Annotated in this window: 14 protein-coding genes and 1 pseudogene; 12 read left to right on the top strand and 3 right to left on the bottom strand. The window is 29.6% G+C overall.

Features of this window, described 5'->3' with window-relative positions:
• The coding region (locus CAMP5060_RS07665; protein WP_337218169.1) for a sensor histidine kinase at positions 1-653 on the top strand (653 nt) is incomplete at its 5' end.
• A 2-nt stretch (positions 654-655) separates the two neighbouring features.
• On the opposite strand, the gene CAMP5060_RS07660 is transcribed toward CAMP5060_RS07665, so the two are convergent.
• The 3 genes from CAMP5060_RS07660 to ribE are packed head-to-tail and all read right to left on the bottom strand — an operon-like array spanning position 656 to position 2,104.
• Complete coding sequence (locus CAMP5060_RS07660; protein ID WP_039618783.1) at positions 656-862, bottom strand: hypothetical protein; 207 nt, start codon at positions 860-862, stop codon at positions 656-658.
• Positions 855-1,532 (bottom strand): peptidoglycan editing factor PgeF, encoded by a 678-nt coding sequence (pgeF, locus tag CAMP5060_RS07655; protein ID WP_087700918.1) that lies wholly within the window; start codon positions 1,530-1,532, stop codon positions 855-857. The genes CAMP5060_RS07660 and pgeF overlap by 8 nt, the downstream gene beginning before the upstream one ends.
• On the bottom strand, positions 1,496-2,104 hold the full coding sequence (gene ribE / locus CAMP5060_RS07650) for a riboflavin synthase (protein WP_087700917.1): 609 nt from the start codon (positions 2,102-2,104) through the stop codon (positions 1,496-1,498). The genes pgeF and ribE overlap by 37 nt, the downstream gene beginning before the upstream one ends.
• A gap of 123 nt (positions 2,105-2,227) precedes the next feature.
• Between ribE and mnmG the strand changes: the two genes are divergently transcribed.
• The 11 genes and pseudogenes from mnmG to CAMP5060_RS07595 all read left to right on the top strand — a co-directional run.
• Positions 2,228-4,078 (top strand): tRNA uridine-5-carboxymethylaminomethyl(34) synthesis enzyme MnmG, encoded by a 1,851-nt coding sequence (gene mnmG, locus CAMP5060_RS07645; RefSeq protein WP_214100810.1) that lies wholly within the window; start codon positions 2,228-2,230, stop codon positions 4,076-4,078.
• Positions 4,079-4,093: 15 nt separating this feature from the next.
• Positions 4,094-4,843: a DUF2262 domain-containing protein gene (locus tag CAMP5060_RS07640; protein WP_261545389.1), complete on the top strand. Its 750-nt coding sequence runs from the start codon at positions 4,094-4,096 to the stop codon at positions 4,841-4,843.
• Between the two features lie 43 nt (positions 4,844-4,886).
• The gene (locus tag CAMP5060_RS07635; RefSeq protein ID WP_261545390.1) at positions 4,887-5,696 is read left to right on the top strand and encodes a DUF2262 domain-containing protein; all 810 of its coding nucleotides are present in this window, start codon (positions 4,887-4,889) and stop codon (positions 5,694-5,696) included.
• Positions 5,697-5,834: 138 nt separating this feature from the next.
• A complete protein-coding gene (locus CAMP5060_RS07630) occupies positions 5,835-6,338 on the top strand; it encodes a ubiquinol cytochrome c oxidoreductase, 2Fe-2S subunit (RefSeq protein WP_039618773.1) in 504 nt (167 codons plus the stop codon).
• Between the two features lies 1 nt (position 6,339).
• Positions 6,340-7,584: a ubiquinol cytochrome c oxidoreductase, cytochrome b subunit gene (locus tag CAMP5060_RS07625; RefSeq protein ID WP_039618771.1), complete on the top strand. Its 1,245-nt coding sequence runs from the start codon at positions 6,340-6,342 to the stop codon at positions 7,582-7,584.
• 2 nt (positions 7,585-7,586) lie between these two features.
• A complete protein-coding gene (locus CAMP5060_RS07620; protein WP_087700912.1) occupies positions 7,587-8,714 on the top strand; it encodes a c-type cytochrome in 1,128 nt (375 codons plus the stop codon).
• 172 nt (positions 8,715-8,886) lie between these two features.
• On the top strand, positions 8,887-9,672 hold the full coding sequence (gene rpsB / locus CAMP5060_RS07615; protein WP_087700911.1) for a 30S ribosomal protein S2: 786 nt from the start codon (positions 8,887-8,889) through the stop codon (positions 9,670-9,672).
• Positions 9,672-10,748 (top strand): translation elongation factor Ts, encoded by a 1,077-nt coding sequence (tsf, locus tag CAMP5060_RS07610; protein ID WP_261530315.1) that lies wholly within the window; start codon positions 9,672-9,674, stop codon positions 10,746-10,748. The genes rpsB and tsf overlap by 1 nt, the downstream gene beginning before the upstream one ends.
• Positions 10,749-10,750: 2 nt before the next feature.
• Positions 10,751-11,386 carry an ABC transporter ATP-binding protein gene (locus CAMP5060_RS07605; RefSeq protein WP_087700909.1) on the top strand — a complete coding sequence of 212 codons (636 nt, stop codon included), beginning with the start codon at positions 10,751-10,753 and terminating at the stop codon, positions 11,384-11,386.
• Positions 11,373-12,143, top strand: coding sequence for a flagellar biosynthetic protein FliR (fliR, locus tag CAMP5060_RS07600; protein ID WP_039618763.1), 771 nt, complete (start codon positions 11,373-11,375; stop codon positions 12,141-12,143). The genes CAMP5060_RS07605 and fliR overlap by 14 nt, the downstream gene beginning before the upstream one ends.
• A gap of 60 nt (positions 12,144-12,203) precedes the next feature.
• Positions 12,204-12,924, top strand: a pseudogene (locus CAMP5060_RS07595) (hypothetical protein); the annotation flags it as partial.

Here is a 12,924-nt window from a genome sequence, read left to right as displayed (position 1 = left end):
CTTTAGAAATGAGAATAAGATTTTTAAATAATTTCATAAAAGATACTACTCATGAAATTAATACGCCAATTAGTGCGATATTAATGAGTGTAGAGAGTTTGGAAAGAAAAAATAATTTTGAAGAAATCAAGGCTTTAAAGCGTGTAAAAATAGCTGCTTTGACTTTAAGTCATTTATATTCAGATTTAACTTTTTTAAATTTTTCTCAAGCTTATGAGGCTAAAAAAGATTGGATATTTTTAAAAGATTTAATCAAAGAAAGAATGGAGTATTTTAAGATATTTTTGGAGCAAAAAAATATTAATTTAGAGCTTATCTTGGAAAATAATGGAAAAATTTATGCCAACAAAGAACAATTTTTTAAAATGTTTGATAATCTTATTAATAATGCTATAAAATATAATGTAAAAAATGGCCATATTAAAATAATGCTTTTAGAGCAAAGGCTCATAATAGAAGATAGTGGCTGTGGTATAGCAAAAGAAAATTTAGCCAATATTTTTGAGCGTTATTCAAGATTTAATGAAAATCAAGGTGGTTTTGGTATAGGGCTTTCTTTGGTTGATAAAATTTGTAAAGAGCATAACATTAGCGTAAAAGTAGAAAGTGAGTTAAAGAAAGGAACAAAATTTACTTTAACTTGGAAAAATTAAAATCATTTATTACTCATTTTAGCCTTTTCTTTGGCATTTATAAGCGTTGTGATAAATTCATTTAAATTTTTAGTATCGTTTTGATTTAGAGTTTGTGGGGTATGATTTAGCATTTGAGTGATTAAAACTTCGTTACTTAAGTCATTATCGCCAAATTCTCTAGCCTTTTGTAAAATTTTCAAAGCAAGTAAATTTTTTACTTCATACATTTGAACCCTTTAAATAAATTACGCTAACAATGCGCTTTGGAGTTTGGTTTTTTCTGTAAGAAAAAAATCTCTCATCATCAAAGGTGCAAAGATTGATATCAAAAATATCATTAATACCTAATTCTTTTGCTTGAAATTTAACTAATGCTTTTAAATCAAGCTTATTTTCATGTAAAAAAGGCGCAAAATTCTCTTTGCTGTAGTTTAAAATTTCACCATTAATCTCATAATTTTTAGCACAAATTCCTGCTGAAATAATGAGTTTTAAATTTTTTGCTTGAGTGTTAAAACTTTCTTGCATTTTTAAAACAGCTTCTTTTAAGATATTTTCAAAACAACCTTTTCTACCTGAATGTAAAGCTGCTATGGTTTTATTTTCATCATCATATAAAAGTAAAGGCAGACAATCAGCACTTAAAATACACAAAGCTATATTTTTCTCATTGCTAATTATCCCATCAGCGTTAAAGTGAAAATCTTTATTATAATGAGTAATGATATTAGAGTGAATTTGATTTAAAAATACACACTTTTTTATAGAATTTTCCCAAGGAAAAATATTATCATGAATTTTTGCTCTAAAAATATTATAATCTTGATCAAAGGCTACAAAAGCTTTTGCAAAATCATTTTCTAATAAAGCGATGTAATCTTGTCTATTTGTTGCCATGAGATTTCTTTTTTATAATTTAATTGTCTGTGTATATATCTTGCCAAAAGATCACTTTCTATATTTACGCGTCTTGCTATGGTGTAATTTTTAAACAAGGTTTCATTAAAGGTTATAGGAATGATAGTTAAACGAATACCATCTTTTAAAACTTCATTGATAGTTAAGCTCACTCCATCTATGGCTACACTTGCTTTATTTGCCATATAAATTTGTATATCATCAGGACATTTAATATAAAAATCAACCCCGTTTTCTTTTTTGAAAATATTAGTAATTTCGCCAATACCATCAATGTGTCCTTGCATTAAATGCCCATCTATTTTATCACCATAAGCTAGTGCGGGTTCTATATGCACATAATCTTTTAAATTTTCAATAGCTATGTGAGTTCTTGTTTCATAAGAAAGCTCAAGATTAAAACCATCGTCAAAAAGTTTTGTTACACTCAAACACGCACCATTGACTGCTATACTATCGCCTAGTTTTGGTTTATAGTTTGCTTTTAATCTTAAGGTGTTGTTTTGATATGATTTGACAAAAGCTAATTCGCGGATTAATCCATTAAACATTCAATACCTTTAATTTTTATGAGATTTTATCTAAAACTTTTAAATTTCAAAAAGTATTTTTAGTGTTTTGTTTTAAAAAATATTATATAATTTTTGCCTTTTTTATAAAAATGAGGTCAAAATATGTATGATATAATCGTAATAGGTGGCGGACATGCTGGAGTTGAGGCCAGTGCTGGGGCTGCTAGAATGGGTAAAAAAACTTTACTTTTAACTACTTTAATCGAGCAAATTGGTGCTGCAAGTTGTAATCCTGCCATAGGTGGTTTAGCAAAAGGACATTTGGTAAAAGAGCTTGATGCTATGGGTGGACTTATGGGACAAATTACCGATGAGGCTGGAATTCAATTTAGAATCTTAAATGAAAGCAAAGGTGTTGCAGTGCGTGGAAGTAGAGCACAAATTGATATGGATGCTTATAGAATTTGTGCTAGAAATAAGCTTTTAAAACTTGAAAATTTAGAAATTTCTCAAGAGCAAGCTTTGTCTTTACTTATAGAAAATGATGAAGTTAAGGGCGTTAAAACTAATTTAGAAAATACATATTTTGCCAAAAAAATCATACTTACAACAGGAACTTTTTTAAACGGACTTATCCATATAGGTGAAACCAAGCTTCAAGCAGGTAGGGTAGGTGAGCTTGCATCTGTGAATTTGGGTGAGTACTTAAAACAAAGTGGATTAAAAGTAGGAAGATTAAAAACAGGAACTTGTCCAAGAGTAGATGCTAAAAGTATTGATTTTAGTGTTTTAGAAATTCAGCCTGGAGATGAAAATCCTAAAGCTTTTAGTTTTAAAACGAAAAATTTCAAGCCTAATCAACTTCCATGTTATATAGCAAGAACAAATTTAAAAACACATGAGATTATAAAAAGCAATTTTTACCGTGCCCCGCTTTTTACAGGGCAAATTGAAGGTATAGGTCCAAGATATTGTCCATCTATAGAAGATAAGATTAATCGTTTTGGTGATAAAGAAAGTCATCATTTATTTATAGAACCACAAACTAAAGATGCAACTGAATATTATATCAACGGCTTTTCTACCTCACTTCCTTATGAAGTACAAATTGCGATGTTAAGAAGTATAAAAGGTTTTGAAAATGCTAAAATCACGCGTTTTGGTTATGCTATAGAGTATGATTATATTGACCCAACAGAGTTAAAACATACTTTAGAAACTAAAAAAATAAAAAGTCTATATTGTGCTGGGCAAATTAATGGAACTACTGGCTATGAGGAAGCTGCTGCGCAAGGTTTTATGGCGGGAGTGAATGCGGTTTTAGCAATTGATGAAAAAGAACCTTTTGTGTTAAGGCGTGATGAGGCTTATATAGGGGTGTTGATTGATGATTTAGTGATGAAAGGCACTAAAGAGCCTTATAGAATGTTTACTTCAAGAGCTGAGTATAGACTACTTTTAAGAGAAGAAAATGCTATTTTAAGACTTGGAGAATATGGATATAATTTTAAACTTTTAAGCCAAGAAGATTATGCATATATTGATAATATAAAACAAAATGTTGATAAAGGACTTGAGTTTTTACTCCAAACCACATGGACACCAAGTAAGCAAAATAATGAATTTTTACAAAGCATTGAAGAGGAAAAGATTACTTCAATAGTGAGTTTGCAAAAAATTGTCGCAAGAGCTAGTTTTAATATAGAAAAATTAAAAGCTTTAGATGAAATGTTTAAAAATATGGATGAGTATTCTTTGAATGAAATTTTAAATGAAGCAAAGTATTATCATTATATTGCAATGCAAAAAGCACAAATAGAAAAAATGAAAAACTTAAATGATTTGAAAATCCCTGAAAATTTTGATTTTAAAAGTGTGAGTGGATTGAGTAATGAAGTGGTAGAAAAACTGCAAAAATTTAATCCACCAACTATTTTTGCTGCTTCGCAAATTAGTGGTATTACTCCTGCTGCTTTGGATATTTTACATATTTATATCAAAATGAAAAAATGATAAATAAAAATTTTAATGGCTGTAAAAAATAAAGTTTTTGAAGTAGCTACTGTGTTTGGCGAAGGTTCTGTAGCTGCTACATATCATGATGGCAAGTTTTATAGAATTCTTCTTCCTGATGTTATTGCTTATAAAAATTTAAAAACTAATGAAGTAGTAGAAAATAAAATATTAATAAATAAAATTGATTCTGATACTGCTTATTATCATCAAACATTCAAAGAAAAAACCATAATGAAATTAGAAGTAAAAGAAATTGACAGCAAAACATTTGAACTTATTGATGTAATAGAAAACAATTATAAAGATGAAGAATTACAAAATATATTAAACAAATATTTAGAACCTGTTGAAACATTAGATAATTTTATACTTAATAAAGAATTTGATAGATTTGAAAAAGATATTGATTGGGTAAATAATAAAAAACTTCGTATGACTTTTTATAATGAAGATGAAGAAGATGATGAATATAATTATATAGATACATGCATACAAACATCTAGAAAAATAATTGAAAATAAAGAAGAACTAGACAAAAAAATTAAAAAATATGCTGTTGAAGAATTATTTGAATATGCTGAAGATTGGAATGTAGAAGTTACAGAAGAAGAATTTATAAATCTTATAAGTATCGATATAATAAAAATAGATTATGATAGTATGGCTTTTTGGTTAGATGACGGAGGAATTTTTGGAGGTCATAGTGTTATAATTTATACTGACACAGGTTTTGAACTTGATGGCAGTGAATTAGCTGGATAATTTTTATATAATGCTAAAATGTATAAAAATTAGAGTAATAAAAATGGAAGATAAAGAAATAAAAGAATTTAATAGTCAGTTTGAAGAAGAAATTCTTGATATTGCTTTTATATTAAAAGAATATGCTGTAGGAGCTGGAAAAGTACCTAATAAAGAAAAATATTATCAAATATCTATTTTGGCTATTGCATATAAAAATTTTGCTGATAACACAATAGTGGAAAATGAAAATATAACAATTCAAAAAAAAGATAATGATACTAAATATTATTTTAATACATTCAAGGATAAAACTATAGTAAGATTGAAAGTAAGAAAGCATAAAGATTTTGATAATGCTTTATATAAAAGATTTTTGCTTGTTGAATTAATAGAAAATAATTATGAAGATGAAAATTTAAAACCTATATTAGATAAATATGTACAGCCTGTATATTATAAAGATGAAGTATTAGGAACTTTTAAGCTTGATAAGGGTTTAAATACATTTACAAATAACATTAATTGGGTTAATAAAAATAAAGTTGAACTCGTTTTTGATAATAATGACAATATTGAAAATTCTATACAAACAGCTAGAAAAATATTTGAAGATAAAAAGGAATTAGATAAAAAAGTTAAAGAATATATTGCTAGTCAATTATTAGAAGAAGCTAATAACTATAATGAAGATGCTGACAAAGATGAGATTGATGAAAAACAATTTGCAAAATTTTTAACTTTTGAATCTATTGTTATAAGAAGCAAAGGCATAGACTTTTATGTTGATGATGGCGATGTTTTTTGGGGACATGTTATTATAGTTGAAAGCGATTTTGGTTTTAATTTCAGCAACGCTTATATAGCAGGTTGACCTTATTTTCAGTATATAAAAATTAATTTTTATCTTTGAAAGGTTAAATTTTATATAAATGTTTTTCAAAAGAAAAAATTTATCATTTTTTAGATAAACTGCTGTGTTTTACATACAAATCAAAACAAAGGAAGTAAAATGGCTACATCTGAAAGTAGACGAAGCTTTATGGGCTTTGCCTTTGGAACAGTAGCTGCTGTGGGTGGTGCTTTTTCATTAGTTGCAATGAAAAAAACATGGGATCCGCTCCCGAGTGTAAAAGCAGCAGGTATTACTACTGTAGATCTTTCTGGTATGAAAGAAGGCGAACTAAGAACGATTGAATGGCGTAAAAAGCCTATATTTATCTTAAAAAAAGATGCAGATATGGCAAAAGATAGCAATAGGGATGTTGTTGTGGGTGATGTTGCTTATACTGTAGTTATTGGTCTTTGTACGCATTTAGGCTGTATTCCAGCTTATGCTCCAAGCGAAAAATTATTTAAGTGTGCATGCCATGGTGGCGAATTTGACACTAGTGGTAAAAATGTATTTGGTCCTCCTCCAAGACCTTTGGATATTCCTCCTTTTAGAATTGATGGAACAAAATTAGTATTAGGCGAAGAAGGTCCAGAATATAAAAAAATGATCGCGGAGGCTTAATATGGCACAGATAAAAAAAGCAAACGGTATTGTAGATTGGCTTGATCAAAGATTAGCTGTAAATAAGCTTTTTAATGTTTTAATGGCTCAATATTGGATACCAAAACAAATTAACTTCTTATGGGCAATGGGTGTTATTTTAACTACTCTTTTTGCTATTTTATTTATTTCAGGTTTATTTTTAGTAATGTATTATAAGCCAGATGTGGCTTTAGCTTTTGATAGTGTTAATAAAACTATCATGCAAGAAGTAGAGTATGGTTGGCTTTGGCGTCATATGCATGGTGTGGCTGCTTCAGTTGTGTTTTTAATTATATATATTCACATGCTAACAGGAATTTATTATGGCTCTTATAAAAAGGGTCGTGAGATGATTTGGATTAGCGGTATGCTTTTATTTGTTGTATTTTCAGCAGAAGCATTTAGTGGATATATGTTGCCTTGGGGGCAAATGAGTTTTTGGGCTGCTCAAGTTATTACTCAGCTTTTTGGTGGGATTCCTTTTATAGGTGATGCATTAGTTATTTGGATAAGAGGGGATTTTGCGGTTTCTGATCCAACTTTAACTAGATTTTTTATGTTACATGTGTGTTTATTGCCTATTGTAATTTTAGCAATTATTGCATTTCACTTTTATTCTTTAAGAATTCCTCATGTAAATAATGAGATTTCAGAAGAAATTGATTTTGATTTGGAAGCTGAAAAATATTTAGCAGGCGATACAAAAGGTTCTAAAGTTATTCCTTTTTGGCCAGGATTTTTAGCTAAAGATTTTATGTACATTGCTTTATTTATGATTTTCTTCTTTTATTTGGTATGTTTTAAATTTAATTTTGCAATGGACCCGATCAACTTTGATCCAGCAAATTCTTTAAAAACACCTCCTCATATTTATCCTGAGTGGTATTTCTTATGGAGTTATGAAGTTTTAAGAGGATTTTTCTTTGATGTTGGAAGCATTAAAGCTTTTGATATAGGTCTTGCAGCATTTGGTATAGCACAAATTATTTTCTTCTTATTGCCTTGGCTTGATAGAAGTGATGTTGTAAAACCAGCACACGAAAGACCAATGTTTTTTGTATGGTTTTGGGTATTATTGATAGATTTAATTGTACTAACAGTTTATGGAAAGCTTCCTCCAACAGGAATTAATGCTTGGATAGGATTTTATGCTTCTATGGTATTTTTACTATTATTGTTAGTAGTCTTACCAATTATTACTATCATGGAAAGAAAAAGGGGCTAATAATGAGAGAATTAAAAATATTTTTTGTAGTTGTCTTTTTCACAGGTTTAGTTTATTGGGGGGTTGAGCCTTATGCACATTCAGTGATGAATCCTCCTTCAACTCCGGTTAATTTTGACTTTGCAAAAGCTGATGCAGAATTTACTAAAGGTGAAGTTGCTTTAAAAGAAAAAGCAGCAATGGATGCTAATGCTTCAGGAAGTGAAAAAGCTATAGCTAATGCTCAAAAAGCATTAGAGCTTGCTAAAAGCCAAGAAGAAGCTACTAAGCAATTATGGGAAAAAATCGCAAAAATCGATTTTAGTAAAGGTAATGCACAAAAAGGAAAAGAGCTTTTTGAAGGAAATTGTATCGCATGCCATGGTGTAAAAGCTGCTGGAATTCCTGCTACTATCACAGATTCTTCTTTGGGTGTAACACCTCCTGATTTAAGTGATGCAGGTGCTATTTATGATGAGAAATTTTTAACTGCACTTATCATTGATCCGGTTAAGGCTTTGCAAATTTCACATAAATTTAATGATGAAAATCCATTTTTAATGCCTGCTTATCCTTTAAGTGGCGATGAAACACAAGATAATCAAGATTTAGCAGATTTGATTGCGTTCTTTAAAAATACAGCTAGTGAATACGAAAAAGAATTTGATGCAAAATTAAAAGCTGATTTAGAAGAAAAATATGCTAAAAATCAAGAACTTTCAGAGCAAACAAAAACGGCTTTAATTGCAAAAGAATTTGATTTTGCTAAAAACAAACATACGTTTGAAAATGCTTGTGGAAGATGCCATGATGTAAAATATGATGGCTTTGTTTCAAGCTCAAATATGAGTGATTTAAAAAATTATCTTGGTATGACACCTCCGGATCTATCTATGATGATTCGTTCTAAAGGTGCGCATTATCTTGAAATTTTCATTAACGAGCCTCAAAAGAAAATTCACGGTACTGCTATGCCAAGAGTTGGTCTAAATGAAAAAGCACAAACTCAAGTTATTAGTTATCTTGAAAAAGTTGGTGATAGTAAAAAAGAAGAAAGAGAGCAAACAGGAATTTATATCATGATATTCTTTGCCATCTTAAGTATTTTTGCTATAGGCTGGAAAAGATCAGTTTGGTCTAAACTGCACTAATTACTCAAAGAACGCCATAAGGCGTTCTTTTTCTTCAATAATAAGCTAAATATAAAATAAAATTTGATATAATATTCCTTCATTTCACACGCATTAATTTCCTTATTAGGTTGCTTATGGGTTAAAGAATGCGGAGGAATAAACCTAATTATTTTATTTCAAGGAGAATTTCATGGTAAGCATGAGAGATTTATTAGAGTGTGGTGTACACTTTGGACACCAAACAAGAAGATGGAATCCAAAAATGAAAAAATTTATTTTTGGTGAAAGAAAAGGTATTTATGTAATTGATTTACAAAAAACACTTAGATATTTTAGATATACATATAATATCGTTCGCGATGCTGCAGCAGAGGGTAAGACAATTTTATTTGTTGGTACTAAAAAACAAGCGGGCGGAGCGATTAAAGAATATGCTGAAAAATGTGGTATGCCTTATGTAAATCATAGATGGCTTGGTGGTATGATGACTAACTTTGGAACTATCCGCCAGTCAATTAGAAAATTAGAAGTTATAGAAAAAATGGAAGAAGATGGAAGTATTAAGCTTTTAACTAAAAAAGAAGCATTAATGCTTACTAGAAAAAAAGAAAAATTACTAGCATATCTTGGTGGTATTAGATATATGAAAACTCAGCCTGATATGATTTTTGTTATTGATACTGTTAAAGAAAAAATTGCAGTACAAGAAGCTAATAGATTAAAAATCCCTGTAGTTGCTCCGCTAGATACAAACTGCGATCCTGACTTAGTTGATTTTCCAATTCCAGGAAATGATGATGCAATTCGTTCAGTTCAACTTTTCTGCCAAGAAATGGCTGAAGCAATTAATGAAGGTAAAGCATTAAGAGAGCAAGATGGCGAAGTTAGCGAAGAACAGCCTATTTCTGAAGAAGAAAAAAAAGAAGTTTTAGAAGAAGCTATGAGCGAAGAAGATTTTGAAGGAGATAAAGAATAATGGCTGAAATCACTGCACAAATGGTAAAAGAACTGCGCGAAAGTACTGGCGCAGGTATGATGGATTGTAAAAATGCTTTAAAAGATACAGATGGTGATTTTGAAAAAGCAGTGCAACTTTTAAGAGAAAAAGGACTTGGAAAAGCTGATAAAAAAGCTGATCGTTTAGCCGCTGAAGGTTTAGTAAGTGTAAAAGTAAGTGATGATTTTAAATGTGCAACTGTAAGTGAAATTAATTCAGAAACAGATTTTGTTGCTAAAAACGAACAATTTATTGCTTTAACAAAAGATACAACAGCGCATATTCAAGCTAAGAGTCTTCAGAATGTTGAGGAATTACATTCAAGTGAGATTAACGGTGTTAAATTTGAAGAGTATTTAAAAAGTCAAATTGCAACTATTGGTGAAAATTTAGTTGTTAGAAGATTTGCTACTTTAAAAGCAGGTGCCAATGGCATAGTAAATGGCTATATTCATACCAATGGTCGTGTTGGTGTAGTTATTGCTGCAGCTTGTGATAGCGAAGCTACAGCTGGTAAGTGTGGAGAATTTTTAAAGCATATTTGTATGCATATTGCTGCAATGAAGCCAAGTTATTTATCTTATGAAGAACTTGATATGGATTTTGTAGAAAATGAATACAGAGCTTTAGTTGCTGAGTTAGAAAAAGAAAACGAAGAAAGAAGAAGATTGAAAGATCCTAATAAACCAGAGCATAAAATTCCAAAATATGCAAGTAGAAAACAATTAACTCAAGAAGTAATTCAAGCAGCTGAAGAAGCGATTAAAGCTGAGCTTCAAGCACAAGGTAAGCCAGAAAAAATTTGGCCTAATATTATCCCAGGTAAGTTAAATAGTTTTATAGCAGATAACTCTCAACTTGATAGCAGACTTACTTTAATGGGTCAGTTTTATGTAATGGATGATAAAAAAACTATCGAGCAAGTAATTTCTGATAAAGAAAAAGAGCTAGGTGGAACTATCAAAATAGTTGAATTCATTCGCTTTGAAGTAGGTGAAGGCTTAGAAAAGAAAACCGAAGATTTTGCTGCTGAAGTTGCTGCGCAAATTGGTTAAAAATGGAACTTTTAAAAGCGGAAAATTTAAGCCATAGTTTTGATATTCCGCTTTTTGAAAATTTAAATTTTGCTGTAAATGCAAAAGATTGTATTGCAATATGCGGAAGTAGTGGATGTGGTAAATCTACTCTTTTGCACATTTTATCTACCTTATTAAAACCTCAATCAGGAAAAGTTTTTTATAATAATCAAGACTTATATAGTTTAAATGATGACGCTTTGCTAGAAATTCGTAGAAAAGATTTTGGAATTATTTTTCAAATGCATTATTTGTTTAAAGGTTTTTTGGCTTTTGAGAATATAGAGCTTGCGAGTGTTTTAAGCGGACAGAATATTGATTATGAATTATTAGAAAAACTTGATATTGCAGATTTAATGAATCAAAAAATCACAAAGCTAAGCGGTGGACAGCAGCAAAGAGTAAGCATAGCTAGGGTTTTAAGCAAAAGACCAAAGATTATTTTTGCTGATGAAGCTACTGGAAATTTAGATTTTAAAAATGCTTTAAATGTAATGGATATTTTGATTGATTATATCAAGAAAAATAACGCAGCTTTGATTTTTGTTACGCATGATCAAGAGCTTGCTAAAAAATGCGGCAAGGTTTTTCACTTAAATAACCATGGAATTTGTTAAATATTTAGGCGATGAAAATGTAGTTATTTTCATGCTTTTGTTTGCTAGAATGAGTGGGTTAATAGTTTTTTTTCCTTTTTTTTCTCACAATAGTATACCTTTGGTGGTAAAAACAACCTTAGCTTTATTTTTAACAATGTTTTTATATCCTTTAGCAAAGCTTGAGGGCAATACGCCTGATTCTTTTTTTATTTTATATCTTTTAAGTGAAGTACTTTTTGGTATGATGGCGGGGTTGATTTTGCAAATGACTTTTGCTATTTTACAAATGGCAGGTGAGCAGGTTTCTTTTACCATGGGATTTTCTATGGCTAGTGTTATGGATCCTACAACTGGTACAAACACACCTGTAATCTCACAAGTTTTAAATTTATTAGCTTTACTTGTATTTTTGGCCTTTGATGGACATCATTTAGTTTTGCTTTTTATATCCAATTCGTTAGAATACATTAGTTTAGGTGGGTTTTATCCACATGAAAATTTAATGCTTTATTTAAATAAAGCCATGGTAAATATTTTTGTACTTGGTTTTTCTATGGCTTTTCCGGTTTTGGCTATATCTTTATTATCAGATGTAATCTTTGGTATGCTTATGAAAACTATGCCTCAGTTTAATCTTTTGGTAGTGGGGTATCCTATTAAGATATTCTTATCTTTTGCAGTGCTTATTGCTATTTTGCTTATTATGATGCAGTATTTTAAAAATTTAACAATGAAAAGTTTTGAGCATATGGAATTATTATTTTTTAATATATAAGCAATAAATAATTAAAAATGTTTTAAAATAAGATATTTCTTTAATTTTGGGAGATGACAGATGAAGGTTTTGCTGATAAATTCTAATACGGCTGTTTCAAAGCTAATCAGTTTAGGGGTTCAAAAATTAGGTTATGATTTTGAAGAAATTACAAATACTGAGGAGCTTGGAGAATTTTATGATGTTATTATTATAGATCATGATATTGAAGCTAGTTTAGATGATTTAAAAAGCAAATGTAATAGATTGATTTGTTTATTACCTAGAAACCAAGAGCAAGTAGAAGGCGTAGAATGTTTATATAAACCTTTTTTACCAACTGACTTTATAGAGCTTTTGGGTGGTGAAAAAACTTTAAATGAAGATAAAAATAATACTTTAGAAGAAGATGAATTAAATTTTGACGATAATGTTTTAATTGATAAAGATACGCCTTTAGATGGAAATGAACTTTTAGCTGGTATTGACTTGTCTGAGCATGAAGAGAGTTTAAGTGAAGATGATTTAAGTTTGCAAGAAGAATTTTTTGAAGAGACTTTAGATGATGAATTAAAAGCTGGCAATATACCTGAAACAACAGATATATTAGTAGATGAAAAAAAAGATGAAGATGATTTGGTGTTGCTAGATGATTTACATGAAGAAAATATAGAAGAAAATATAGAAGAAAATATAGAAGAAAATATAGAAGAAAATATAGAAGAAAATATAGAAGAAAATATAGAAGAAAATATAGAAGAAAATATAGAAGAAAATATAGAAGAAAATATAGAAGAAAATA

The organism is Campylobacter sp. 1569 (assembly GCF_024723675.1).
Taxonomy (GTDB): domain Bacteria; phylum Campylobacterota; class Campylobacteria; order Campylobacterales; family Campylobacteraceae; genus Campylobacter_D; species Campylobacter_D jejuni_C.
Note: the sequence above shows the minus strand (reverse complement) of the source record. Positions and strands in the feature narration are given on the sequence as shown.